Source organism: Streptomyces kronopolitis, assembly GCF_050953795.1.
Lineage (GTDB): Bacteria > Actinomycetota > Actinomycetes > Streptomycetales > Streptomycetaceae > Streptomyces > Streptomyces kronopolitis_A.
In genome coordinates this window covers 2,015,255-2,039,384 of the sequence record NZ_CP191850.1, presented here as the reverse complement: position 1 = coordinate 2,039,384, position 24,130 = coordinate 2,015,255, and the positions used below count along the sequence as shown (strand labels likewise).

Here is a 24,130-nt window from a genome sequence, read left to right as displayed (position 1 = left end):
CGACGGCCGCGCCACCGGTGTCACCGTGCCTACCCCACCGTGCCTACCCCACCGTGCCTACCCCACCGTGCCTACCTCACCGGGGTGAAGTCACGGGCCCCGATGTACTCCGGGCGCCGGACCGGCGCCGCGAACGGCTCCACCGCCGCGTTCTCCACGCTGTTGAAGACGATGAAGACATTGCTGCGCGGGTACGGCGTGATGTTGTCACCCGAGCCGTGCATGGCGTTGCAGTCGAACCAGGTCGCCGAGCCGGCCTTGCCCGTGAAGAGGCGGATGCTGTGCTTGTCCGCCATCTTCGTCAGCACGTCGTCCGACGGGATGCCCGCGTCCTGCATCTGCAGCGACCGCTTGTAATTGTCCTTCGGCGTCGCGCCCTCACAGCCCACGAAGTGCTGGTGCGACCCGGGCATGATCATCAGCCCGCCGTTGGTGTCGTAGTTCTCCGTCAGCGCGATCGAGACCGACACGGTGCGCATGTTCGGCAGACCGTCCTCGGCGTGCCAGGTCTCGAAGTCCGAGTGCCAGTAGAAGCCGGTGGCACCGAAGCCCGGCTTCACATTGATCCGCGACTGGTGGACGTAGACGTCCGAGCCGAGGATCTGCCGGGCGCGACCGACCACACGCGGGTCGGAGACCAGCTTGGCGAACACCTCGCTGATCTTGTGCACCTCGAACACGGTCCGTACGTCGCCCGACTTCGGCTCGACGATGGAGCGCGGGTCGGCGCGCATCGTCGGGTCGAGGACGAGACGGTCCAGTTCGGCGCGGTACACCGCGACTTCTTCCGCCGTGAGCAGTTCCCCGATGGCGAAAAAGCCGTCGCGTTCGAAGTCGCTCAGCTCGGACGGCGCGAACGGGCCGGCCGCTCCGGGCTGCGACCACACCACCGGGTCCTTCCGCGGGGTGATGACCTCTGCGGTCCCACGGGTCGGGTACAGGTCGGCGGTGCGCTCGGGTGCGGTGGTCATGGTGTTGCCTTCCTCTCCTCTCGTACGGGCTCTGGCTTACGTCGTGCAGGCCTTCCTCATCTGCCGGACGGGGCAGGCGGGGGTGTGACGCCTCAGACCGTCTCGGGCTCCGGGTCGGGCTCGGTCAGCAGCGGGTAGACGCCGTTCTCGTCGTGGTCCTCACGGCCGGTGACCGGCGGGTTGAAGACGCAGACGCAGCGGAAGTCCTTCTTGATCCGCATGGTGTGCTTCTCGTGTCCGTCGAGCAGGTACATCGTGCCCGGGGTGATGGTGTGCTTCTCGCCGGTCTCGTCGTTGGTGAGCTCGGCCTCACCCTCTACGCACAGTACGGCCTCGATGTGGTTCGCGTACCACATCGACGTCTCCGTACCGGCGTACAGGGTGGTCTCGTGCAGGGAGAAGCCGACGCGCTCCTTGGCGAGCACGATGCGCTTGCTCTCCCACGTGCCGGACTTGGCCTTGACGTGGCGGTCGGTGCCTTCGATGTCCTGGAGGGATCGGACGATCACGGTGCGGGGTGCCTTTCTGTGGAACGGTAAGGATCTCTGGGGCCGTTGGGCCGATCAGGCGCAGTCGCGGACCGCGCGGGCGAGGATGCGCAGACCCTCGTCCAGCTCCTCGGGGGTGGTCGTCAGGGCCGGGAGCAGCTTGACGACCTCGCTCTCCGGGCCGGAGGTCTCGATGAGCAGACCCAGCTCGAAGGCGCGCTTGGCAATCTTGTCGGCCAGGGGCTTGTCGTTGCACTCCAGGCCCCACACCAGACCGCGGCCGCGGTACTCGGCGATGGCTTCGGGGTGCTCCTCGGCTATCGCCTTCAGGTGTGCTTCGACGATCTCACCGCGGGCGAGAGTCTGCTTCTCCATCTGCCCGTCGGCCCAGTAGGTGTCCAGCGTCGCGGCGGCGGTGACGAAGGCCGGGTTGTTGCCGCGGAAGGTGCCGTTGTGCTCGCCGGGCTCCCAGATGTCCAGCTCGGGCTTGAACAGGGTGAGCGCGAGCGGCAGGCCGTAGCCGCTGATGGACTTCGAGACGGTGACGATGTCCGGCACGATGCCCGCCTCCTCGAAGGAGAAGAAGGCACCCGTACGGCCGCAGCCCATCTGGATGTCGTCGACGATGAGCAGCATGTCCCAGCGCTCGCACAGCTCCGACAGGGCGCGCAGCCACTCGGCGCGTGCGACGTTGATGCCGCCCTCGCCCTGGACCGTCTCGACGATCACGGCGGCGGGCCGGTTCAGGCCGGAGCCCTGGTCCTCCAGCAGCCGCTCGAACCACAGGAAGTCCGGGTAGGTGCCGTCGAGGTAGTTGTCGAACGGCATCGGGGTGCCGTGCACCAGCGGGATACCGGCGCCGGCCCGCTTCATGGAGTTACCGGTGACGGCGAGGGCGCCCAGCGACATGCCGTGGAAGGCGTTGGTGAAGGACACGATCGACTCGCGGCCCTTGACCTTACGCGCCAGTTTCAGCGCGGCCTCGACGGAGTTGGCGCCCGTCGGGCCCGGGAACATGACCTTGTAGGGCAGGTCGCGCGGCCGCAGGATGATGTTCTGGAAGGACTCCAGGAACGCCCGCTTGGCCGTGGTGGACATGTCCAGGCCGTGGGTGACCCCGTCCCGCTCGATGTAGTCGATCAGAGCGCGTTTGAGTACGGGGTTGTTGTGGCCGTAGTTCAGCGAGCCGGCGCCGGCGAAGAAGTCGAGGTAGGTGTGGCCGTCCTCGTCGGTCATGCGGCTGCCCTGCGCACGGTCGAAGACGGTGGGCCAGCTACGGCAGTAGCTGCGGACCTCCGACTCCACGGTCTCGAAGACGCTCAGATCGGGCTGGGTGATGGTCACAGCATGCTCCTGGGAGATGAGTGGCGAGAAGGATGGGAAGTCTGTGGGGCTGGGCGGTGCCGGCAGGGTGGTGGGGGTGTGGTGCCGGATCCCGCACGGGCCGCTGCGGCGCGGGGCCGAGCGGTCCTGGGGTTCGTCAGCGCCCTGAGCGGGCCGGTGGCGGGAACGGGCCGATGAGGTGCAGCACCTCCGGCTCGTGGCCCTGCTCGGGGAACAGCCCTGCGTCGAAGAGCACCTCCCGCTCGATCGGCACCGAGTGCCGCTCGGCGAAGGACGCGAACAACCGGTTGGATGCGGCGTTGTCGGGGGTGATGGTGGTCTCGACGAAACGCACGCCCAGCTCTTCCATGGCACGGGCGGTGAGCCCGTCCAGGAGTGCGGCCGCCAGCCCCTGTCCGCGGTGCGCGTCGTCGACGGCTACCTGCCAGACGACGAGCGTCTCCGGGCGCTCGGGGCGGAGGTATCCGGTGACGAAGGCGGCCGGCTCGCCCTCCGCGTCGCGGGCGACGACGGAGGTGGCGGCGAAGTCGCGACACCACAAGAGGTAGCTGTAGGAGGAGTTGAGGTCCAGCGCCTTGGAGTCGCGGGCGATGCGCCAGATCGCGGCTCCGTCCTCCACTCGTGGGGTGTCGAGCTTGAAGCCCTCCGGAAATTCTCTGAAATCGCTTCGGGCACCTGCATGGTCTGCTTGTGCGGCGGTCATGGAAATTAAATTTACCCAGGGAAAAAGGAAATTGCATCGCGGGCAGGGGTTACGGAAGCGGCGAAGGTGTGTTATCGCGCGGGGGCGCCCGGGTGCGCGATGTCGCCGCAAGATGTCACGATTTGACCGGGATGTTCGGGGCGAAACGGACACGGTGTGTAGTCGGTCACAGCTCCGTAACACCGACGAGACGCGTCCGAATTACGGTACTTGGCGCGTGCAAAATCATGGCGTTTGAGGTGCAGAAAAGCGGGCAGAAGAATACGGGAAGCTGTACGTGAGGGAATGGGGAATTCGCCGCCGGAAGATGTGGCGTAAGGCCCATCGAAACCTGAGTGACGGCTTCGTGACAAGACCCCGAAGATCCGGCGCGAGATCATGTCCCCGGCCCGTGGAGAACGGGCGGGAAGCTTTTCGGGAATCCGGCCACGGAACGTATACGGAGCCTGTACGCAGAGCCCGGGAGCAAAGGCGCGGCGAAATTACCGGGTTCCGGGGGAACCGGCGGCCCGAATGTCCCGGAAGCCGGTGGGGGCAGGGCCCTCGGCCCACCCGCCCGCGGCGCCTAAAGTGCCGGTATGACGTCCATGAGTGAAGGTGCGGTGCTGCACCTCAAGGGGAGGGTTCTCGTCGGGCCGGACGAGGTCCGCGACGAGCTGTGGGTCGTCGGTGGCCGGGTCACCTACGACCGGCCGGCCATGGCACGGGATGCCACCACCGTGACGGGCTGGGTGCTGCCCGGCCTGGTCGACGCGCACTGCCACGTGGGCCTCGACGCGCACGGCCCGGTGGACGACCCCACCAGCGAGAAACAGGCGCTCACCGACCGTGACGCGGGAACCCTGCTGATCCGGGACGCCGGGTCACCCTCCGACACCCGCTGGATCGACGACCGCGAGGACCTGCCCCGGATCATCCGCGCCGGCCGCCACATCGCCCGCACCAAGCGCTACATCCGCAACTACGCGCACGAGATCGAGCCCGAGGACCTGGTCGCCTACGTCGCCCGGGAGGCCCGCCGCGGCGACGGCTGGGTCAAGCTCGTCGGCGACTGGATCGACCGCTCCACCGGCGACCTGGAGTCCTGCTGGCCCCGGGGCGCGGTCGAGGCGGCCATCGCCGAGGCCCACCGGCTCGGCGCCCGGGTGACCGCCCACTGCTTCGCCGAGGACTCGCTCGCCCCGCTCGTCGAGGCCGGCATCGACTGCATCGAGCACGCCACCGGGCTCACCGAGGACACCATCCCGCTGTTCGCGGAGCGCGGCGTCGCCATCGTCCCCACGCTCGTCAACATCGCCACCTTCCCGCGGCTCGCGGACGGCGGCGAGGGGAAGTTCCCGCGCTGGGCCGCCCACATGAGGCGCCTGCACGCACGCCGCTACGACACCGTGCGGGCGGCCTACGACGCCGGGGTGCCCGTCTTCGCCGGCACGGACGCCGGCGGCGCGCTCGCCCACGGCCTGGTCGCCGACGAGGTCGCCGAGCTGACCCGGGCCGGTCTGCCCGCCGTGGCGGCCCTCTCGGCCACCACCTGGGGCGCCCGGGACTGGCTGGGCCGCCCCGGCCTCACCGAGGGCGCCTCCGCGGACCTGGTGGTCTACGGGAGCGACCCGCGCGAGGACGTACGGGTCCTGGCCGCGCCCCGCCGGGTGGTGCTGCGCGGCGAGGTCGTGGGCTAGGCAGGGCCCGGCCCGGGGCGGGACCGTCACCGAATTCGGGGCGGTCCCGCCCCCGGGCCGGCGGGACCCGGTCGCATGACGGCCTGATCCCCGTCGTGTGAGCAACCGATGACGACCCCGCTGACCGGCGATTTCCGCTGGTTTCGTGGGGGCATGGACACCGAAACCAGACCTCGTCGCACCCCTCCCCGTCACCGGCGCCCGGCCGCCCTCGCGGCCCTCGCCCTGGTCACCGTGACCGCCGGTGCCGCCCTGGCCGGCTGCGGCGGCTCCGGCGGCGGGACGGCGGACGCTTCCGGGCACCAGAAGGCCGGCAAGAAGGTGCTGTGGATGGGTGACTCCATCGCCGGCGCCGAGGCCCCGCCCCTGGAGGCGGCGCTCACCGCGAGCGGCCAGCGCTTCAAGAACATGTCCTCCGACGGCGGCGGCACGGTCGTCGAGGGCGACAAGATGGCCGGCCCGATGGCCCAGGGCACGTGGCAGGACCTGAAGAAGAACCTCGCCTCGTTCCATCCGGACGTGATCGCCTACCAGCTCACCAGCTACGACTGGGGCACCCCCGCGCAGCAGCGCGCCTCGTACGAGAAGCTCGCGAAGACCGCACGGGACGCCGGTGCCGAGCTGGACCTCGTCTCCGCCCCGCCGTTCAAGATCGATGACTTCTACAAGAAGTACGAGGGTGCGATCAAGAGCGCGCCGGAGGCGGCCAAGGCGGTCGCCGACGCGAGCGGTGGCAAGGTCCACTTCGTCGACACCACGCCGCTGTGGGGCACCGAGCGCGCCGGGAAGCAGGCCCGGCGCTCCCCGGACGGCATCCACTCCTGCCAGCAGGGCTCGGCCGCCTTCGCCAAGTGGTTCACCGAGCGGCTCGGCAAGCAGTACGGCTTCACCCCGGCCGCGCCCGACAAGTGGGCGCAGGGCTCCTGGACCGGGGACAAGCGGTACGCGCAGCTCAAGTGCGACTGACCCCCTCGGGTCCCCGCGCCGGTGTCCGGCGCACCGTCTCCCCGCCCCTCCCGACGTGGTGGACCCGCCGGGGCGGCCGCACCGGCCACCGGTCCGCCGAGGACTCCGCCATGGCTCACTCCCCTCCCGCGCCCACCGCTCCCGCTCCCGCCGCGCACCGCCGCCCGCGCCCGGGGCGCACTCCCGGCCGGGCCCACCTCGCCCCGCTCGACGGGCTGCGCGGTCTCGCCGTCGCCGCCGTGCTGCTGTTCCACGCCGGGTACCTGGGCGGCGGCTTCCTCGGCGTCGACCTGTTCTTCGTCCTCTCGGGCTTCCTGATCACGGGGCTGCTGCTGGGGGAGGCGCAGCGGCGGGGCCGGATCGCCCTGCCCGCCTTCTGGGGCCGGCGGGCGCGGCGGCTGCTGCCGGCGCTGGCCGTCATGGGCACCGCGGCCCTGCTGCTGGCCTGGGCGGCCGGGCCGCCGTCGTTGCTCGGCTTCGCCCTCGACGACGCGCCCTGGGCCGCGGCACAGGTGGTGAACTGGCACTTCATCGCCGAACAGGTCGGATACTTCAACGCCTCCGACACCCGCCTGTTCTCCCACCTGTGGAGCATCGGCGTCGAGTGGCAGTTCTACCTGGTGTGGCCGCTGGTGGTCGCCGTCGCCGGGCGCGGCCGGGGCGGTCCGCGCCAGGTCGCCCTGCTGGCCGGTGCGGGCGCCCTCGGGTCGCTGGCGCTCATGCTCCAGTTCGGCAACGCCGTGGACACCACGCGGGCGTACGAGGGCACCGACACCCGGGCCTTCGCCCTGCTGCTCGGCGCCGTGATGGCCACCGCGCCCGTGCGGCGGCTGGCCGCCCGCGTCCCGCGCCCGGTCGCCGACGGGGTGTGCGCGCTGCTGGTGTGCGGGCTGGTGGCCTCCTGGGTGCTGACCGGCGGCCAGAACGCCCCCGGCCTCTTCCGGGGCGGGCTGTTCGCGCACTCGCTGGCCGCCGCCGTGCTCATCGCGCTGCTCGCCGCGGCCCCGGGCGGGCCCACCGGACGGGCGCTGGGCAGCGCCGTGCCGCGCCGGCTCGGGGAGCTGTCGTACAGCCTCTACCTGTGGCACTGGCCGGTGTTCCTGCTGCTGCCGCAGAAGGTGTTCGGCATGGGCGGCTGGGCGCGTGCGGTGCTGGCGATCGGTCTGTCGCTGGTGGCCGCGGTGCTGTCGAAGCTGCTGGTGGAGGACCCGGTGCGGTTCCGGGCGCGGTGGGCCACCGGACGCCGCGGGCTGGTGGCGCTGCTCGCCGCGGTCGTCGTGGCGGTGGGGGTGTGGGCGGCCGTGCCGCGGCCGCAGCCGGGGGCCGGAACGGTGGATGTGCAGCGGCTGATGTCGCCGTAGGCGGTGGCGCGGGCCGCCGGGCCCGGCACCGGGGAGAGACTGGGCGAATGCGGGAGAAGCAGACCATAAGGGGTGTGGCGGTATGCGGCTGAGGCGTACCGCGCACCACGGGGCCGCGCGCCACCGGAACACCCGCCGCAGGACCTCATGTCGCGGGAGCGGGTGGCCGGTCCCGGTTGCCCTGCTGCTCGCGGTGCTGGCCCTCGCGGGCTGCGGGGTCACCGACACCGGGCCCTCGGCGGCCGGTGCGCCCGCGGCCGGGGCGCGGACGGCCGGCGGGAAGGTCGTGCGGGCCTACTTCGTCGCCGCGCACGGCACCTGGCCCGTCACCCGGCCCGCCCCGCCCGGCGCCGGACCGCAGACGGCGCTGAACGCCCTGCTGGCCGGTCCCACCCCGGCCGAACGGGCCCGCGGGTTGGTCACGGCGCTGCCGGGCGGGACACACCGGGTCCGGGCCCAGGCGGCACAAGGCGCGGTCGATCTCTATCTGCCCTGGCTGGTGTCGGAGCTGGATCAGGTCGCGGTGCACCAGCTGGTGTGCACGGCCGCCGCGGCACCGGGCATCCCGGGCGGGAAGCGGCCGGTGGACGTGGTCGTACGGGTCCACGAGTCGGGGCTGCCCTCCGGCGCCGCGGACTCCTGGGCGGTGACCTGCGACGAGACCGGCGTCACCGTCCCCGCGGGCGGCCGCTGACCGGCCCGGCCGTCGGTGCGCCCGGTCCCGGCGGCCACCGCACCACGCTGAAGAAAGAGCTGTGCCACCGTCCGTCCCACCCGGGGCGGAGGTGCCGACCGCAGGAGAGGAGAGGGCACGGACATGACACGCGTCCTGCTGATCGAGGACGATCCGGCCGTGCGCCGCGGCGTCACCCTGGGCCTGCGCCGCCGCGGCCACGAGACCGAGGCGGTCGGCACCGGCGAGGACGGCCTGGAGGCGCTCGGGCCCTTCGCACCGGAGATCGTGCTGCTCGACCTGATGCTGCCCGGCATGAGCGGCCTGGAGGTCTGCCGGCGCATCCGCGAGACCAGCCAGGTGCCCCTGGTGATCCTCTCCGCGCGCGGCGACGACATCGATGTCGTCGTGGGCCTGGAGGCCGGCGCCGACGACTACGTCGTCAAGCCCGCCAGCGGTGAGCTGATCGAGGCCCGGATGCGCGCGGTGCTGCGCCGGGTGGCCCCCGCGCAGCCCGCAACGCCGGCGCGCGAACAGCGCCTGACCTACGGGGACCTGGACATCGACAGGGTCGGGCTGCGGGTGCGCAAGGACGGCCGGGAGCTGGTGCTGGCGCCCTCGGAACTCAAGCTGCTGCTGTTCCTGTCCGCCTCGCCGGAGCAGACCTTCAGCCGCCAGCAACTCCTCGAACAGGTCTGGGAACACAGCTACTACGGCGATGCCCGCCTGGTCGACGCCTGTGTGATGCGGCTGCGGTCCAAGATCGAGGACGATCCGCCCAGCCCGCGCTACGTCCAGACCGTGCGCGGCTTCGGCTACCGCTTCGGCCCGCTGTGAAGCGCCGCCCGATCCCCCGCGGCCTGCGCACCCGGCTCGTCGTCGCCTTCCTCCTGGTCTCCGTGGTCAGCGCCCTGACCACCGCCGCGCTCACCTACCAGCAGGCCCGCACCGCGATCCTGGACCGCGCCCAGGACGGCGCCGTGCACGACCTGCGCGACCAGGTCGGCTCCCTCGCCCCGGACCTGCCCGCCCGGCCCACCGACCCGGACCTGCGCGCCCTCACCCTCCAGCTCGACCGGGCCGGCGGCGCGCGCAACTGGCGCACCGCCGCCGCCTTCCGGGGCGGGCCGCCGGTCGCCGCCACCACCCCGGCCCCCGCCGTCCCCGCCGCGCTGCGCCGCGCTGCGTCCTCGGCCGACGGCGCCGTCGTGCAGCGCTTCCACCGCGACGGGCAGGCCCGGCTGGCCGTCGCGCTGCCCGTCGCCACCGCCGACCGCCCCGCGCGGCCCTCCGGACTCGTCGTCTACGCCTCCTTCTCGCTCGCTCCCGAACAGCGCGACGTGAGTTCGCTGGTCGCCGCGGCCCGCGCCGGGGTCCTGCCCGTCGTGCTGGTCTCCCTGGTGCCCGCGCTGCTCGCCGCCCGCCGGGTGCTGCGCCCCGTACGGCAGCTGCGCTCCGCCACGGAGAAGATGGCCGAAGGCGCGCTCGACACCCGCATCGCGGTCACCGGCGACGACGAACTCGCCGACCTGGGACGCACCTTCAACACCATGGCCGCGACCCTGCAGGCCGATGCCACCGCCCTGCGGCGCATGGAGGCCGGCGCCCGCCGGTTCGCCGCCGACGTCTCGCACGAGATGCGCACCCCGCTCGCGGCGATGACGGCCGTGACCGGGGTGCTCGACGAGGACGCCGCCTCCGGCCGGCTGGACCCGGAGACCGCCGAGGCGCTGACGCTGGTCGCCGACGAGACCCGCCATCTGGCCCGCATGGTCGAGGACCTGATGGAGATCTCCCGGTTCGACGCCGGTGCCGCCGTGCTGCACCTCGACGAGATCGACGTCGGCGAACTCGTCGGCAAGACCCTGGCGCTGCGCCACTGGCAGGACCGGGTCGAGGTCACCGTGCCGGACGGCCTGCGGGCCCGTCTCGACCCGCGCCGCGTCGACGTCGTCCTGGCCAACCTCCTCGGCAACGCCCTGCGCCACGGCGGCCCTTCGGTGCCGGTGCGGCTGCGGGCCCGGGCCGGCGAGGACGCCCTGGTGCTGACCGTCACCGACGGCGGCCCGGGCATCCCCGAGGAGCTGCTGCCGCATGTCTTCGACCGCTTCACCAAGGGCGACGCGGCCCGCAGCCGCAGCGAGGGCAGCGGACTGGGCCTGGCCATCGCCGCCGAGAACGCCCGGCTGCACGGCGGCACCCTCACCGCCGCCCACGCCCCCGGCGGGGGCACGGTGTTCACCCTGACGCTGCCGAGGAACCCGGCATGAGACGCCGTCCCGCGATCCTCCTCGTGCTCGCGCCGGCGCTGGCGGTGCTCGGCGGCTGCGGCATCGGCGACACCGCTCCGGCGCCGGCCGGCTCCCCGGCCACCGGCCTGCGCGACCCGGTCCGCCCCGCGGACGCCGTGCACGTCTACTTCTCCTCGCCCCTCGGTCTCGAACGCGTCTCCCGCCTCGGCCGCCCCGCCGACTCCCCGCAACTCGCCCTGGAGCGCCTGCGGGAGGGCCCCGACGAGGCCGAGCGGGCGCGCGGCCTGGTCACCTTCGTGCCGCGCGGCGCCCCCGCGCCCACCGTCACCGGGCAGCGGCGCGGCACCGTCGACGTCCTCGTGCCCGCCGGATGGGGCACCGGCCGCACCGCGCTGCGCCAGCTGGTCTGCACGGTCGCCGACGCGGCGGGCGCGGCGGACGGCCTGGCGACCGGTGACGTGGAAGTGGGGCTGCGCCGTGCGCCGGGCGGTCCCACGGACACCCGGCGCTGCGTACTGACCCCGGGAAGCCCGGAGAGCACCGGGAGCGGAGCCCCCACCGGGACCGGATCCCCGGCGCCGTGACGGCTGGTGCGGGGCGGGCACCCGTGCCGAACGAATCGAATAGAGGCGCGGAAACCACCTAATAGGGTGAACTGACTGCGCGTGGCTCCCTGTTCACCGCCGGTGCCGACACGATGTGCGGGTCGAGGTCGCCGGCCCGCGCGATGTCCCCCATTGGCGCGGCCGGCGGCTCCATTTCTCCTGTGAGGGTTCCACACACGTGTCCACCAGTCCCGCCCGTTCCTCCGGCATGCCCCGACGCCTCGCCGCGACCTTCGTTGCCACCGCGCTCACGGCCGGCCCCGCCCTCCTCCTCGGCGCCGTGCCCGCCCATGCCACCGGAAGCCACGGCCCGGCCCGCGGCACCGCCGACGCGGTCGTGCTGCGCACCGGCCTGGACATCGGGCTGCTCCACAAGACGGTCAACGTGCCGCTGAACGCGGTGCTCAACGAGGTCCACGCCCCGGCCTCGGCCTCCAAGACCGCGCTCACCGTCCGCCTCGACCGTCTCGACCACGGCAGGCCGTTCAGTCTGCTGCGTGCCGATGTCGCCACCGCCCGGGGCACCGCGGACCGGCACGGGACCGAGGGCTACGCCAACCTGGTGCGGGCCGCGGTGCGGGTGCCGGGGCTGTCCCCGATGCGGCCCCTGATCGAGGCGCAGCAGGTCACCGCCAAAGCGGTGTGCGAGACGGGGCGGCGGCCGCACGCCGAGTCGAACGTGCTCGGACCCGTCCGCGTCCTCGGCAAGAAGGTCACGCTCACGGCGGGCGGGACGACGGACGTCAAGGTGCCGGGCGTGGGCGAGGTGCGACTCGACCTGTCGCAGAAGCACGTCACGTCCAAGAGCGCCGCGGCCACCGCGCTGGAGCTGAAGGTCTCCCTCAACCCGCTGCAGCTGAACGTCGCCGAGGTGCACGGCCGGGTCACGCTGGTCCGGGCCGGCTGCACCGCGCCGGGCGGCAAGGCCCCCGGCGACGGCGGCACCGGCGGCGGGCAGTCCGGTGGCCAGACGGGCGGCCAGACCGGAGGTCAGACGGGCGGGCAGTCCGGTGGCCAGACCGGTGGCCAGACGGGCGGGCAGTCCGGTGGCCAGACGGGTGGTCAGTCCGGCGGGGGCAGCAAGCCGGCCGGCGGGGGCACCGAGGTGCACCAGGCCGGGGCCCGGACCGGCAAGGAGAACCTCGCGGAGACCGGCAGCAGTTCGGCCACGCCGTACCTCGCCGGTGGCGCGGCCCTGCTGGTCGCGGCCGGGGCCGGCTCGATCGGCTACGCCCGCCGGCGCCGCGCCGCCGCCCCGCAGGGCGGCCGCGGCTGACGGACCCGTACACCACGCCGGTGCTGTGGGGGCAGCGGTGTGAGGTACGGCCGGGGCGCGCCGTACGGGCCCGTACGGCGCGCCTCACCCCTCGCCGGGATCCTGGTGGCCGCGTGGTCCGCCGGGGTTCCGGCGGGGCCTTGCCGCAGCGGCCCGCGGCCCGGCCCCGCTACGCCAGCACCTCACCCAGCGCCGCCGCGAACCGGTCCGTCGTGGCCCGGTCCCGCACCGCCAGCCGCAGCCAGTCGGGGCCCAGGCCGGGGAAGGTGTCACCCCGGCGGACCGCGAAGCCGCGGTCCCGCAGCGCGGCCCGTACCCCGTCCGCGCCCGGCAGCCGCAGCAGCACGAACGGGCCGGCCGCCGGGGCGATGGTCCGCAGCTGCCCGAACGCGCCCAGCCGGGCCAGCAGATGGTCCCGGTCCGCGGCGATCCGCGCGGCCGCCTCCGCCGCCTCCGCGAGCGCCCCGGGCGCGGAGCACGCCTCGGCCGCCGCCAGCGCGGGACTGGAGACCGGCCACAGCGGCTGGGCCCGCTCCAGGGCGGCGACGGTGTCCGGTTCGGCCAGCACATAGCCGATCCGCAGCCCGGCCAGCCCCCACGTCTTGGTGAGGCTGCGCAGCACCACCAGCCCCGGCAGATCCGTGCGGCCGGCCAGCGCCTCCCGCTCGCCGGGCACCGCGTCCATGAACGCCTCGTCCACCACCAGCGTCCGCCCCGGCCGCGCCAGCCGGGCCAGCACGCCGGCGGGGTGCAGGACCGAGGTGGGGTTGGTGGGGTTGCCGACGACGACCAGATCGGCGTCCTCGGGGACCGCGGCCGGATCCAGCCGGAAGCCGTCCCCGGCGTCGAGCAACACCCGGCCGACCGCGTGCCCGGCGTCGCGCAGCGCGGCCTCGGGCTCGGTGAACTGCGGATGCACCACGACCGGCCGGCGGGCCCGCACCGCCCGGGCGAGCAGGACGAACGCCTCCGCGGCCCCGGACGTCAGCAGCACCCGCTCCACGGGCAGTCCGTGCCGTGCGGCGACCGCCCGGCGGGCCGCCCGGCCGTCCGGGTACGCGGCCAGGGTGTCCAGCGACGCGGCGATCCGCGCCTTGAGCCAGGCCGGGGGAGTGCCGGTGCGGACATTGACCGCCAGATCCGTCAGCGCGGCGTCCGCGCCCCGCACTTCGGCGTCGCCGTGATGGCGCAGGTCGGGCTCGGGCGGCGGGGCGGCCGGGCCGGGGGAGGGGGGCCGGGTGGCTCCGGTGCGCGTCGGCACGGTCACCGCTCCCCGGTCCGCGGGGCGTCGGACGCCGCCGTCCGGCACCCGCACGTGGCGTCGCTCAGCAGCGGATCGCCCGCCACCGTCGCGTGGTAGCGCTCCATGACGACCTCGGTCAGCTCGGCGGGCGTGCCGAGCACCCCCGCCCCGAGCACCTCGGTGCCCGGGTGCGCCTCGGCCCAGCCCTCGGTCTGCATCCGCAGCCGCTCCAACAGCGCGCCGGGGAAGAAGAAGTAGGGCAGCACCACGATCCGGCCGCCCGTACCGGCGCCCGCCGCGGCGCCCTGCACCCGGCACCGGTCCAGTCCGGCCGGCACATCGGGGCCCGTCCGGGAGAGGAACGCGGTCTCCACGGCCGCGAACCCGCGCCCCTCCCACAGCAGCCGCGCGGCCCGCACCACCTCGGCGTTGGCCTGCGCGTCGGCGGTGCCCCGCCCCACCAGCAGCACGGTCGTGCGCGCCCGGTCCTCGGGCCTGCGGGCGCCGCCGCCCAGCGCCTCGTCCAGCCGCCGCTCCAGCACGTCGAGCAGCTTGGGGTGCGGCCCCAGCGGGGCGTCGCAGGCGTGCGCGAGGCCGGGGTGGCGCTGCGCCGCCCGCTCCAGCACCGCGGGCAGCGCCTCCGGCACCGGCCCGGTGGGGGCCAGCAGCAGCGGTATCACCGCGAGCCGGGTCACCCCGCGCGCCACGAGCCCGTCGACGGCCTCCTCCAGTGGCAGTGGTCCCTGCTCGGCGCCGAAGAACCCGCAGGCGACCGGGATGCCGGGCCGGCGCTCGCCGAGTACCCGCACCAGGGTGCGCAGGGCCTCGGTGCCGCTTTCGTCACGGGTGCCGTGACCGGCGATGAGCAGTGCGGGAGGAGTGGTCACTGGGTCTCCTTGGTGCCGGTGGTTGTGCTGTCGGGCGCCGGGCCGCCGACGGCCGCCGTCCGCCGGCTGCTGCCGGGACGGACGGGGCGGGTGGGACGAGGTCATGACGATATCCGCAGCCGGGGAGGGGGCTTCGGCCGCTCCCTCCCTCTCAGCGGTACGTCCGCCCTTGTCCGTTACCGCCGGCCCGGCGAGCGCACAGGTCGCCCCGGCCGGTCGGCCCCGAGGCGCCGACTTCCGCTTGCCGGCGACGAGTTCGGCGCCCGGTCCCGCGGCCAGCAGCGCGGCGGCCTCGGCCACGCTCGGCGTCCCCACCGCGGCCGCCGTGACGGCGGACGGCTCCGGCACCCGTACGGCCGCCAGCTCCGCCGCCGGGAACGAGAGCAGCGGGACGCCCAGCCGGTGGGCCGCCGCGCGCAGACCGGGCTCGGCCGCCCTGGCCACCACCGTCGCCAGCGCGGTGACCCGGGCCCCGCCGCCCACCGCGGCGAGCGCGGCCCCCAGCAGCTCCAGCACCTCGCCGGCCGGGACGCCGGGGCGGGCGCCGACGCCGGCGGCGAGCCGGAGCGGCTCCGCGCCGGCCCCGCCCGCCGCCCGGAGGCTCATCCCCGGCCCGCGGCGACCCGGGCGGCGCCCGCCACCAGCCGCCCGGCCAGCGACGGTTCGGCGGCCCAGTGCACATGCAGATACGAGGCGTGCACCCCGCCGGTCACGAAGCCCTCCACCCGCCGCTCCGGATGGGTCAGGCCCCACGCGGGATCCGCGCCCGCCCCCGGCTCCAGCACCGTGCGGTGGAACTCGTGGCCCCGCACCCGGGTCCCGGCCGCGGCCAGCGCGTTGTCCTCCAGCGCCACCGCCTCGCGGTAGCCGAGGGTCAGCCGCTCGGTCATCCGGGCCTCGGCGGGCAGCACCCCGCACATCGGCTTCCCGTCGATCGACCGGGACAGATAGAGCAGCCCGGCGCACTCGGCGGACACCGGCGCACCCGAGGCGGCCAGCGCGGCCACCGCCGCACGCAGCGGCGCGTTCGCCGACAGGTCCGGCGCGTAGACCTCGGGGAAGCCGCCGCCGATCACCAGCCCCCGGGTGCCGGGCGGCAGTTCCTCGTCGTGCAGCGGGTCGAAGGGCACCACGTCGGCGCCCGCGACGGCCAGCAGCTCGGCGTGCTCGGCGTAGGAGAAGGTGAACGCGGGGCCGCCGGCGACCGCGATCAGCGGCCTCGCGGCGGGCGCGGCCGTCCCCGCCGCGGGGGCCAGCTCCGCCGCCGGATCCCACGGCACGTCCGGCAGCTCCGGCACGCTGTGCGCCAGCGCCAGCAGCGCCGGCAGGTCGCAGCCCGCGCGGATCCGTGCGGCGAGCTCGCCCACCGACTCCACCGCCTCGGCCCGCCGTTCGGCGACCGGTACGAGGCCCAGATGCCGGGAGGGTGTGCCGGCCCGTCCGTCGCGGCGCAGCGCGCCGAGCACCGGCACCCCCGAGGAGTCCATCGCCTCGCGCAGCAGCTGTTCGTGACGGTCCGAGCCGACCTTGTTGAGGATCACCCCGGCCAGCCGCACCTCCGGGTCCCACGAGGCGAAGCCGTGCACCAGCGCGGCCACCGACCGGGACTGCGAGGAGGCGTCCACCACCAGCACCACCGGCGCCCGCAGCAGCTTCGCGACCTGCGCCGTCGAGGACAGCTCACCCCGGTCCGAGGCCCCGTCGAACAGTCCCATCACGCCCTCGACCAGGGCCAGATCCGCGCCCGCCGCGCCGTGCAGGAACAGCGGCGCGATCCGGTCCGTGCCGCACAGGAACGCGTCCAGATTGCGGCCGGGCCGGCCGGTGGCCAGGGAGTGGTAGCCCGGATCGATGTAGTCGGGGCCGACCTTGTGCGGCGAGACCGTGAGCCCGGCCTCGGTGAACGCCGCCATCAGCCCCGTCGCCACGGTCGTCTTCCCCGCGCCCGACGACGGCGCGGCGATCACCAGCCGGGGGATCGAGCCGCCGCTCATGCCGTGCGCGCCCGGTGTGCCGAGGTCACCATTCGATCCCCCGCTGGCCCTTCTGGCCCGCGTCCATCGGGTGCTTGACCTTGGTCATGTCCGTCACCAGGTCGGCGAAGTCCAGCAGCGCCTCCGGGGCGCCGCGGCCGGTGATGACGACGTGCTGGGTGCCGGGGCGGTCGCGCAGCGCCGAGACCACCTCGTCGGTGTCGATCCAGCCCCACTTCAGCGGATAGGCGAACTCGTCGAGCACCAGCAGCTTGTAGGTCTCCGCGGCGAGATCGCGCTTGACCTGCTCCCAGCCCTCGCGGGCCGCGTCCTCGCTGGAGGTGATGTCACGCTGCACCCACGACCAGCCCTCGCCCATCTTGTGCCAGGCGACCGTGCCGCCCTCGCCGGACTCCCCGAGCACCTTCAGCGCCCGCTCCTCGCCGACCTTCCACTTCGCCGACTTCACGAACTGGAACACCCCGACCGGCCAGCCCTGGTTCCAGGCGCGCAGCGCCAGCCCGAAGGCGGCGGTGGACTTGCCCTTGCCCTGGCCGGTGTGGACGAACACCAGCGGGCGGTTGCGGCGCTGGCGGGTGGTGAGCCCGTCGTCGGGAACGACGGACGGCTGTCCCTGCGGCATTACGCTGCCTTCCTGTTGCCTTGCACGGTCCGTACGAGCGCGGAGACGCTGTCCGCGCGCAGTTCGTCGAGGGTGATGGCACTGCCCTGCAGCTCGCGGGCCAGCTCGCCGGCGAGCCCCAGCCGCACCGGTCCCGCCTCGCAGTCCACGACCACCGAGGCGGTGCCCGCGCCGGCCAGCAGCCGGGCCGCGCGGGCGGCCCGCACCACCGGCTCGGGTCCGCCGGTGGCCCGCCCGTCGGTGACGACCACCACCAGCGGCCGCCGCGAGGCGTCGCGCATCCGCTCCACCCGCAGCACCTCGTGGGCCCGCAGCAGGCCCTCCGACAGCGGTGTACGGCCGCCCGTCGGCAGCTGCTCCAGCCGCGCCGCGCCCGCCTCCACCGAGGACGTCGGCGGCAGCGCCAGCTCGGCGCCGGTGCCCCGGAAGGTGATCATGCCGATCTTGTCGCGCCGCTGGTAGGCGTCGAGCAGCAGCGAGAGCACCGCGCCCTTGACGGCGCTCATCCGCTTGCGGGCCGCCATCGACCCGGAGGCGTCGACGACGAACAGGACCAGATTGCCCTCCCGCCCCTCGCGCACCGCCTCGCGCAGATCGTCGCGGCGCACCACCAGGCCCGGCCCGCTGCGGCCGCGCACCCGCTGGTGCGGCGCCGCGGCCTGCACGGTCGCGGCCAGGTGCAGCTTGCCGAGGGCGCCGTGCGGGCGCCGGGCACCGGTGGTCCGGCCGTGCGCGGTGCGCGCCCGCGAGCGGCGGCCGTCCGCGCCCTCGCCCAGCCCCGGCACGTCCAGCCGCCGGGTGCGGAACGGCTCGGCGGCGCCGACCGCGGCGCTCTCGCCGCCCGCGCCCGGTGCGCTCTGCCCGGCCGGCTCCGGCGCCCGGCCCGCCTCCGCGTCCTGTTCGGGGGCCGCGGGCTGTTCCCGGGGGGGCTCCCGCTCCTGCTGGTGGGGGAGTTCGGGGCCCGCGGCCGACCCCTCCGGGCCGCCGTCCCGCGGCGGGCACCCGCCGCCGTCCGGGCCGCCGTCGTCCGGCCCGCCGCCCCCGGGGCCGTCGTCCGGACCCTCCGGCTCCGGATCGTCGTCCCCGTCCGTGTCCTGATCCGCCCCGAACTCCTCCAGGGTGCGGTCCAGTTTGTCCTCGTCCAGGCCCGGCGCGTCGAACGGGTTGCGGCGCCGGCGGTGCGGCAGCGCCAGCAGCGCGGCCTGCCGGACGTCCTCCTCCTCGACCCGGGTCCGCCCCGCCCACGCGGCCAGCGCGGTGGCGGTGCGCGCCATCACGATGTCCGCGCGCATCCCGTCCACCTCGAACGCGGCGCAGGTCGCGGCGATCTGGCGCAGCGGCGCGTCCCCCAGCGTCACGTCCGGCAGCAGCTCGCGGGCCACGGCGATCCGGCGGCGCAGCGCCTCCTCCTCGTCCGCCCAGCGCGCGGCGAAACCGGCCGGATCGGCGTCGTAGGCCAGCCGGCGCCGCACGACCTCCACCCGCAGACCGGGCTCCCGGGAGGCGGCGACCTCGACCGTGAGGCCGAACCGGTCCAGCAACTGCGGCCGCAGCTCGCCCTCTTCGGGGTTCATCGTCCCGACGAGCAGGAAGCGCGCCGCGTGCCGGACCGAGACGCCCTCGCGCTCCACGTACGAGGCACCCATGGCGGCCGCGTCCAGCAGCAGGTCCACCAGGTGGTCGTGGAGCAGATTGACCTCGTCGACGTAGAGGATGCCGCGGTGCGCGTCCGCCAGCAGACCGGGCTCGAAGGCCTTCACGCCCTCGGACAGGGCCCGCTCGATGTCCAGTGCGCCGACCAGCCGGTCCTCGGAGGCGCCGACCGGCAGTTCGACCATCCGCGTGGGGCGCTCCTCGGCGGCGCCCGTGCCGTGCGGACCGTCGGGACAGCCGGGGTCGGGCGCGGCCGGGGCGCAGGCGAAACGGCAGCCGGCGACCACGTCCACGGCCGGCATCAGCGCCGACAGCGCCCGTACCGCGGTGCTCTTGGCGGTGCCCTTCTCGCCGCGGACCAGCACACCGCCGACCGCGGGGCTCACCGCGTTCAACAGCAGCGCCAGCCGCAGGTCGTCCATGCCCACCACCGCGGTGAAGGGGTACTGCGGGGTCGTGTCGTGCGGGGTTGTCATGCTGTGTCGTCCTCCACGTCGCCGTCGGGCTCCGGATTCGTCGCTCGGGTACCCCTCATGGCGCCCCGGGAGGCACGAACGGCAGCCCGTCCGGTACCCCCTTCTCGATCAGCCGCAACAGGGCGGCCGTGTCCGCGTGTTCCTCGATCAGATCGCCCAGCCGGTCCAGCTGCTCCTCGCGCAGGGCGGCGAAACAGGTGTCCGGGGCGGGCACGAACGCCCGGCCGGCGTCCGTGGCGACCCGCCGCAGCAGGGCCCGGCGGAAGCCGTCGCTCTCCAGGCAGCCGTGCCAGTGCGTGCCCCACACGGAGCCGGACCGGCAGCCGTCCAGGGCGCGCCCCCGCTCGTCGGCGACGAACGCCTCGTCGCCGCCGGTCACCTCGGCGACCCCGTGGTGGATCTCGTACCCCTCCACCGGCTCGCCCAGCGCCCGGCCGGACGGCCGCGCCAGGGTCTTCTCCGCGGCGAACCGCACCCGCACCGGCAGCAGCCCGAGGCCCTTGACGGTGCCCGCCTTCGACTCGACGTCGTCCTCGATGAGTTCGCCCAGCATCTGGAAGCCGCCGCAGATGCCCAGCACCGGCCGGCCCTCGGCGGCCCGCCGCGCGACCGCGTCCGCCAGCCCCCGGGCGCGCAGCCACTCCAGGGCCCGGACCGTGCCCCGGGTCCCCGGCAGCACCACCAGGTCCGCGTCGGTCAGCTCCTCGGCCCGGTCCACGAACCGCACCACCACGCCCGGCTCCGCCGCCAGCGCGTCCACGTCCGTGAAGTTCGACATCAGCGGTACGGCGCACACCGCCACCCGCAGCACCTCGCTGCCGTGCGGCGGCGCCACCACGCTCTCGCGCACCGCGCCGCGCAGCGACACCCGCAGCCCGTCCTCCTCGTCGATGCCCAGGCCGTGCGCGAACGGCAGTACGCCCAGCGTCTGCCGCCCGGTGAGGCCGCGCAGCATCTCCAAGCCCGGCTCCAGCAGCGTCACGTCGCCCCGGAACTTGTTGACGAGATACCCGGCGACCAGCGCCTGGTCCGCCGCGGAGAGCAGCGCCGTGGTGCCGAAGAAGGAGGCGAAGACCCCGCCGCGGTCGATGTCGCCGACCACCACCACCGGGATCCGGGCGGCCCGGGCCAGGCCCATGTTGACGATGTCGGTGCGCCGCAGGTTGATCTCCGCGGGGCTGCCGGCGCCCTCGCAGATCACCGCGTCATGGGTGCGCCGCAGCTCCGCCAGGCAGTCGGTGACCGTGCCGAGCAACTGCTCCCGGCGGCCCGCGTACGGCGTGTTCCCGGGGGACGACCCCCCGGCCTCCCCGAAGTATCCCCGCGCGCTCAGTTCACCCACCGGCTTGCCCAGCAGCACCACCTGGCTGCTGCGGTCGCTGCCCGGCTTGAGCAGCACCGGGTTCATCAGCGCGGTCGGCTCCACCCGCGCCGCGGCGGCCTGCATCGCCTGGGCCCGTCCGATCTCCGCGCCCTCGCGCGTGACGAACGAATTCAGCGACATGTTCTGCGCCTTGAACGGCGCCACCCGCACGCCCTGGCGGGTCAGCCAGCGGCAGATCCCCGCCGTCACCACGCTCTTGCCGGCGTCGGACGTCGTGCCGGCCACCAACAGGCCACCGCCGACCGCCCCGCCGGACGCCTTCTGCTGCCCGTACGTCACCGGATCCTCCTCGTGTGCCGGCCCCCGCGCCGCCCCTCCGGCGGACACACCGCAGGCCTCATCCCTGCCCCACCGCACGCCGCCGCACCGCCGCCCGCACCACCGCGCCGGCCGCCGGCCGCGCCGCGAGGGTCGCCGCCAGCGCCAGCGCACTCACCCGGCGCGAGAGCCGCACGGCCCGTTCGATGTCGGCCACCGCCACCTTCCGCGCCCCGCCGTTGAGCACCGGACGGTGTTCCACCCGCCCGCCGTACGCCAGCGTGCCGCCCAGCCGCACCCCCAGAGCGCCCGCGAACGACGCCTCCACGGGGCCCGCGTTGGGGCTCGGGTGCGCGCCGCCGTCCGCCCGCCAGGCCCGCAGCGCACCGCGCCGGCCGGGGCCGGTGAGGACGGTGAGGGCGGCGGTCAGCCGGGAGCCGGGCCAGCCGGCGAGATCGTCGAGCCGGGCCGAGGCCCAGCCGAACCGGCGGTACCGGGGCGACTTGTGCCCCACCATTGCATCCAGGGTGTTCACGGCCCGGAACGCCACCAGTCCGGGCACTCCGCCCACCGCGCCCCAGACCAGGGCACCGACCACCGCGTCCGAGGTGTTCTCGGCCACCGACTCCACCACCGCGCGGGCCATCTGCGGCCCGTCCAGGGCCTGCGGATCGCGCCCGCACAGATGGGGCAGCCGCTCCCGCGCCGCGTCCAGATCGCCCGCCGCCAGCGCGCCGCCGACGGCCCGCGCCTCCCGGCCGAGCGAGGTGCCGCCCAGTACGGCCCAGACCGTGGCCGCGGTCAGCGCGATCCGGGCGCCGTCCCGCAACGGGGCCGGGGCGGCGGTGCGCAGGGCCCGCTGCGCCAGTGCGGCACCGGCGGCGGCACCGCCCGCGCACAGCACGGCGTGGGCCGTACCGGATCCGCGGTGGTCGCGCCACAGGCAGCGTTCGACGGCGGCCGCGGCCCGGCCGAAGGCGGCCACCGGATGGCCGCGCCGGGGATCCGCCGCGATGAGGTCGCCGAGGAAGCCGAGTACCGCGCCGCACGCATATCCCGCGTGTTCGCCGCGCACCGGGTCACACCGTCGCTACGGGGTGCCCACCAACGGGCTCTGCGGCAGCGGGCAGTGGGGATCTCGGCAGGCGGCCGGGCATGGCGGTATGTCCTCACTCAGGGTCCGCGCCCTGGCTCGACGTGACGGCGACATGAGTCTCCTGGCTCCCCGGATCGGCGAGTCCTCCGGCCTTCCCGCCCCGACGCGTCCGCCGTCCGGCGTGCGCGCGAGGGGCCGTGGCCTTCGCTGGAGGAACCCTCCCCGGTGACAGTGGCGGGACCGCGCCGGATTCGCACCGGACTTCCTCAGCTGTCGCCGAATGGCCCCGGCAGTCCACCACGCCCCGCGAATGCCCGTCAACTCACCCTTGACCTTCGACGCTGCCCCGCGACGGGGGTGTGGCCCACGCCACGGGCCGGCGTCACGAGGCCGATGACCCGCCGGCCGGCCGGGAGCCCACGGGAAAGGCGCCCGGTGGACGACGGCTGATGCCGTGCCCGCCGGACGCCTCACCGGGTCCGTGACCGCCCTCGTGCCGCCGCTGGCGGCTGCGTCAGGCGGCGACGATCAGATAGATGCCGTAGGCCACGGCCACCGCGCACAGGGCGAAGGCGGTCACCGCTCCTGCCCGCGCACCGGCGCCCGGGGCGGCGACCGCGACCGCCACGCCCTCCTGGGCCGGCCTGCGGGACGCGCCGACGATGCCGACGGTGAACAGGCCCACGATCCCGACCGTCACCACGAGGGTGACGCCGAAGACCTGGCCGAGAGCTGCCCAATCGATGGTCATGAGGTTCCTTTGGTGAGGACGGCTAGCGGGGGACCGTCGCGGCCTTGCGGCGCGGAGCGGGGGTGGAGGTGGCGCCGGGGGCGGCCGGCTGGGCGGGCACCGCGGCGTCGGGGGTGGTCGCCCGGTCGGGCACCCCGGCGGTCTCCGGTGCGCCGTCGGCCGATGCGGGCTGGCCTGCCGGGGGAGGGGAGACCGTGCGCAGCGCGGTGGTCACCACGCCGGCCGGCTCCGCCGCCGTGCCCTCGTTGACGTTGGTGTGGTCGATCGGCTTGCGCCGGGAGGCGAACCAGATCGCGCCGCAGACGGCGAGCGCGAGCACGGCCACCGCCGCGACGCCCCAGTCGCCCTGCCCCGCGAGGAACGCGGCGCCCGCCGCGACCACACCGGCGGCCGGCAGCGTCAGGCCCCAGGCGGCGACCATCCGGCCGGCCGTGGACCAGCGCACCACGCCGCCCTTGCGGCCCAGGCCCGAGCCCATCACGGCACCGGAGCAGACCTGGGTGGTGGAGAGCGCGAAGCCGAGGTGGGAGGAGGCCAGGATGGTGGCCGCGGCGCCGGTCTGGGCGGCGAAGCCCTGCGGCGGCTGGATGTCCGTGATGCCCTTGCCCATCGTGCGGATGATCCGCCAGCCGCCCAGGTACGTGCCGAGCGCGATGGCCAGACCGGCCGAGGCGATGACCCACAGCGGCGGGTCGGCGTGCGGGGCGACGACCCCGCCGGTGATCAGCGCGAGCGTGATCACACCCATCGTCTTCTGGGCGTCGTTGGTGCCGTGGGCGAGGGAGACCAGGGCGGCGGAGGCGATCTGGCCCGCGCGGTAGCCCTTGGCGGTGTCCGCCTCGGCGCGGTCGCGGGTCAGCCGGTAGGTGAGCCGGGTCGCCGCCATCGCGGCCAGACCGGCCACGAACGGCGCGGCCACCGCCGGGATCAGGACCTTCATCACCACGGCCTCACCGTGCACGCCGTGGGTGCCGACGGACACCAGGGTCGCGCCGATCAGACCGCCGAACAGGGCGTGGGAGGAGCTGGAGGGCAGACCCGCGAGCCAGGTCAGCAGGTTCCAGACGATCGCGCCGACGAGTCCGGCGAAGATCACTTCTGGTCTGATGCCGGCGCCTTCGTCGATGATCCCGCCGGAGATGGTCTTGGCCACCTCCACGGACAGGAACGCACCGACGAGGTTGAGCACCGCCGACATCGCCACCGCGGTCTTGGGTCGCAACGCCCCGGTGGAGATGGTGGTGGCCATCGCGTTGGCCGTGTCGTGGAAGCCGTTCGTAAAGTCGAACACCAAGGCCGTGACGATCACGATCCCGATGAGAAGCGTGATGTGTTCCATTCACCCAGGCAATCAGTTCGAAGGTCAGTGTCGCTGGGACCGTACGGAGATCGGGTGAACGGGAGGTGAACTGGGACGGGCGGAGTGATGACACCACCGCACTGTTCAC

General features: G+C 74.7%; 21 protein-coding genes and 1 riboswitch. Of the genes, 8 read left to right on the top strand and 13 right to left on the bottom strand.

Annotation, left to right across the window (positions count from 1 at the left end):
* Positions 1-71 precede the first annotated feature (71 nt).
* The 4 genes from thpD to ectA all read right to left on the bottom strand — a co-directional run bounded on the left by thpD (position 72) and on the right by ectA (position 3,506).
* Entirely contained in the window at positions 72-971 is a 900-nt protein-coding gene (gene thpD, locus ACQP17_RS08910) for an ectoine hydroxylase (protein ID WP_433855781.1), read from the bottom strand.
* Between the two features lie 92 nt (positions 972-1,063).
* Positions 1,064-1,480, bottom strand: coding sequence for an ectoine synthase (locus tag ACQP17_RS08905; RefSeq protein ID WP_006606340.1), 417 nt, complete (start codon positions 1,478-1,480; stop codon positions 1,064-1,066).
* Between the two features lie 54 nt (positions 1,481-1,534).
* On the bottom strand, positions 1,535-2,803 hold the full coding sequence (ectB, locus tag ACQP17_RS08900) for a diaminobutyrate--2-oxoglutarate transaminase (RefSeq protein ID WP_433855780.1): 1,269 nt from the start codon (positions 2,801-2,803) through the stop codon (positions 1,535-1,537).
* A gap of 136 nt (positions 2,804-2,939) precedes the next feature.
* Positions 2,940-3,506, bottom strand: coding sequence for a diaminobutyrate acetyltransferase (ectA, locus tag ACQP17_RS08895; RefSeq protein ID WP_364877214.1), 567 nt, complete (start codon positions 3,504-3,506; stop codon positions 2,940-2,942).
* Between the two features lie 587 nt (positions 3,507-4,093).
* Here ectA and ACQP17_RS08890 point away from each other — a divergent pair.
* The 8 genes from ACQP17_RS08890 to ACQP17_RS08855 all read left to right on the top strand — a co-directional run bounded on the left by ACQP17_RS08890 (position 4,094) and on the right by ACQP17_RS08855 (position 12,318).
* Positions 4,094-5,185 carry an amidohydrolase family protein gene (locus ACQP17_RS08890; protein WP_433859857.1) on the top strand — a complete coding sequence of 364 codons (1,092 nt, stop codon included), beginning with the start codon at positions 4,094-4,096 and terminating at the stop codon, positions 5,183-5,185.
* Positions 5,186-5,338: 153 nt separating this feature from the next.
* On the top strand, positions 5,339-6,151 hold the full coding sequence (locus tag ACQP17_RS08885) for an SGNH/GDSL hydrolase family protein (RefSeq protein WP_433855779.1): 813 nt from the start codon (positions 5,339-5,341) through the stop codon (positions 6,149-6,151).
* Between the two features lie 110 nt (positions 6,152-6,261).
* Positions 6,262-7,512 (top strand): acyltransferase family protein, encoded by a 1,251-nt coding sequence (locus tag ACQP17_RS08880; protein ID WP_433855778.1) that lies wholly within the window; start codon positions 6,262-6,264, stop codon positions 7,510-7,512.
* An 82-nt stretch (positions 7,513-7,594) separates the two neighbouring features.
* The gene (locus tag ACQP17_RS08875; RefSeq protein WP_433855777.1) at positions 7,595-8,206 is read left to right on the top strand and encodes a GerMN domain-containing protein; all 612 of its coding nucleotides are present in this window, start codon (positions 7,595-7,597) and stop codon (positions 8,204-8,206) included.
* Between the two features lie 123 nt (positions 8,207-8,329).
* Positions 8,330-9,022 carry a winged helix-turn-helix domain-containing protein gene (locus ACQP17_RS08870; RefSeq protein WP_433855776.1) on the top strand — a complete coding sequence of 231 codons (693 nt, stop codon included), beginning with the start codon at positions 8,330-8,332 and terminating at the stop codon, positions 9,020-9,022.
* A complete protein-coding gene (locus tag ACQP17_RS08865) occupies positions 9,019-10,455 on the top strand; it encodes an ATP-binding protein (protein ID WP_433855775.1) in 1,437 nt (478 codons plus the stop codon). Before ACQP17_RS08870 ends, ACQP17_RS08865 begins: the two co-directional genes overlap by 4 nt.
* Entirely contained in the window at positions 10,452-11,021 is a 570-nt protein-coding gene (locus tag ACQP17_RS08860) for a hypothetical protein (protein WP_433855774.1), read from the top strand. The genes ACQP17_RS08865 and ACQP17_RS08860 overlap by 4 nt, the downstream gene beginning before the upstream one ends.
* A 229-nt stretch (positions 11,022-11,250) precedes the next feature.
* Positions 11,251-12,318, top strand: coding sequence for an SCO1860 family LAETG-anchored protein (locus ACQP17_RS08855; RefSeq protein ID WP_433859856.1), 1,068 nt, complete (start codon positions 11,251-11,253; stop codon positions 12,316-12,318).
* A 169-nt stretch (positions 12,319-12,487) separates the two neighbouring features.
* On the opposite strand, the gene cobC is transcribed toward ACQP17_RS08855, so the two are convergent.
* The 9 genes from cobC to ACQP17_RS08810 form a co-directional block, all read right to left on the bottom strand.
* Positions 12,488-13,579, bottom strand: coding sequence for an Rv2231c family pyridoxal phosphate-dependent protein CobC (gene cobC, locus ACQP17_RS08850; protein WP_433855773.1), 1,092 nt, complete (start codon positions 13,577-13,579; stop codon positions 12,488-12,490).
* Positions 13,580-13,581: 2 nt separating this feature from the next.
* The gene (locus tag ACQP17_RS08845) at positions 13,582-15,054 is read right to left on the bottom strand and encodes a cobalamin biosynthesis protein (RefSeq protein ID WP_433855772.1); all 1,473 of its coding nucleotides are present in this window, start codon (positions 15,052-15,054) and stop codon (positions 13,582-13,584) included.
* Positions 15,051-16,442 carry a cobyrinate a,c-diamide synthase gene (locus ACQP17_RS08840; protein WP_433855771.1) on the bottom strand — a complete coding sequence of 464 codons (1,392 nt, stop codon included), beginning with the start codon at positions 16,440-16,442 and terminating at the stop codon, positions 15,051-15,053. The genes ACQP17_RS08845 and ACQP17_RS08840 overlap by 4 nt, the downstream gene beginning before the upstream one ends.
* 25 nt (positions 16,443-16,467) lie before the next feature.
* Entirely contained in the window at positions 16,468-17,064 is a 597-nt protein-coding gene (gene cobO / locus ACQP17_RS08835) for a cob(I)yrinic acid a,c-diamide adenosyltransferase (protein ID WP_364877234.1), read from the bottom strand.
* Complete coding sequence (locus ACQP17_RS08830; RefSeq protein ID WP_433855770.1) at positions 17,064-19,193, bottom strand: putative cobaltochelatase; 2,130 nt, start codon at positions 19,191-19,193, stop codon at positions 17,064-17,066. The genes cobO and ACQP17_RS08830 overlap by 1 nt, the downstream gene beginning before the upstream one ends.
* Positions 19,194-19,248: 55 nt before the next feature.
* Positions 19,249-20,856 carry a cobyric acid synthase gene (locus tag ACQP17_RS08825; RefSeq protein ID WP_433855769.1) on the bottom strand — a complete coding sequence of 536 codons (1,608 nt, stop codon included), beginning with the start codon at positions 20,854-20,856 and terminating at the stop codon, positions 19,249-19,251.
* Between the two features lie 58 nt (positions 20,857-20,914).
* On the bottom strand, positions 20,915-21,910 hold the full coding sequence (locus tag ACQP17_RS08820) for a cobalamin biosynthesis protein (RefSeq protein ID WP_433855768.1): 996 nt from the start codon (positions 21,908-21,910) through the stop codon (positions 20,915-20,917).
* A 136-nt stretch (positions 21,911-22,046) separates the two neighbouring features.
* Positions 22,047-22,198, bottom strand: a riboswitch (cobalamin riboswitch).
* 247 nt (positions 22,199-22,445) lie between these two features.
* The gene (locus ACQP17_RS08815) at positions 22,446-22,682 is read right to left on the bottom strand and encodes a hypothetical protein (protein ID WP_433855767.1); all 237 of its coding nucleotides are present in this window, start codon (positions 22,680-22,682) and stop codon (positions 22,446-22,448) included.
* A 22-nt stretch (positions 22,683-22,704) separates the two neighbouring features.
* Complete coding sequence (locus ACQP17_RS08810; RefSeq protein ID WP_433855766.1) at positions 22,705-24,021, bottom strand: anion permease; 1,317 nt, start codon at positions 24,019-24,021, stop codon at positions 22,705-22,707.
* Positions 24,022-24,130: the final 109 nt, after the last annotated feature.

Excerpts from the sequence above, each read along its gene's own strand:
- thpD (WP_433855781.1), bottom strand. The coding sequence starts at position 971 with ATGACCACCGCACCCGAGCGCACCGCCGACCTGTACCCGACCCGTGGG.
- ectA (WP_364877214.1), bottom strand. The coding sequence starts at position 3,506 with ATGACCGCCGCACAAGCAGACCATGCAGGTGCCCGAAGCGATTTCAGA.
- ACQP17_RS08890 (WP_433859857.1), top strand. The coding sequence starts at position 4,094 with ATGAGTGAAGGTGCGGTGCTGCACCTCAAGGGGAGGGTTCTCGTCGGG.
- ACQP17_RS08885 (WP_433855779.1), top strand. The coding sequence starts at position 5,339 with ATGGACACCGAAACCAGACCTCGTCGCACCCCTCCCCGTCACCGGCGC.
- ACQP17_RS08880 (WP_433855778.1), top strand. The coding sequence starts at position 6,262 with ATGGCTCACTCCCCTCCCGCGCCCACCGCTCCCGCTCCCGCCGCGCAC.
- ACQP17_RS08875 (WP_433855777.1), top strand. The coding sequence starts at position 7,595 with ATGCGGCTGAGGCGTACCGCGCACCACGGGGCCGCGCGCCACCGGAAC.
- ACQP17_RS08870 (WP_433855776.1), top strand. The coding sequence starts at position 8,330 with ATGACACGCGTCCTGCTGATCGAGGACGATCCGGCCGTGCGCCGCGGC.
- ACQP17_RS08860 (WP_433855774.1), top strand. The coding sequence starts at position 10,452 with ATGAGACGCCGTCCCGCGATCCTCCTCGTGCTCGCGCCGGCGCTGGCG.
- ACQP17_RS08855 (WP_433859856.1), top strand. The coding sequence starts at position 11,251 with ATGCCCCGACGCCTCGCCGCGACCTTCGTTGCCACCGCGCTCACGGCC.
- ACQP17_RS08845 (WP_433855772.1), bottom strand. The coding sequence starts at position 15,054 with ATGAGCCTCCGGGCGGCGGGCGGGGCCGGCGCGGAGCCGCTCCGGCTC.
- ACQP17_RS08840 (WP_433855771.1), bottom strand. The coding sequence starts at position 16,442 with ATGAGCGGCGGCTCGATCCCCCGGCTGGTGATCGCCGCGCCGTCGTCG.
- cobO (WP_364877234.1), bottom strand. The coding sequence starts at position 17,064 with ATGCCGCAGGGACAGCCGTCCGTCGTTCCCGACGACGGGCTCACCACC.
- ACQP17_RS08830 (WP_433855770.1), bottom strand. The coding sequence starts at position 19,193 with ATGACAACCCCGCACGACACGACCCCGCAGTACCCCTTCACCGCGGTG.
- ACQP17_RS08815 (WP_433855767.1), bottom strand. The coding sequence starts at position 22,682 with ATGACCATCGATTGGGCAGCTCTCGGCCAGGTCTTCGGCGTCACCCTC.
- ACQP17_RS08810 (WP_433855766.1), bottom strand. The coding sequence starts at position 24,021 with ATGGAACACATCACGCTTCTCATCGGGATCGTGATCGTCACGGCCTTG.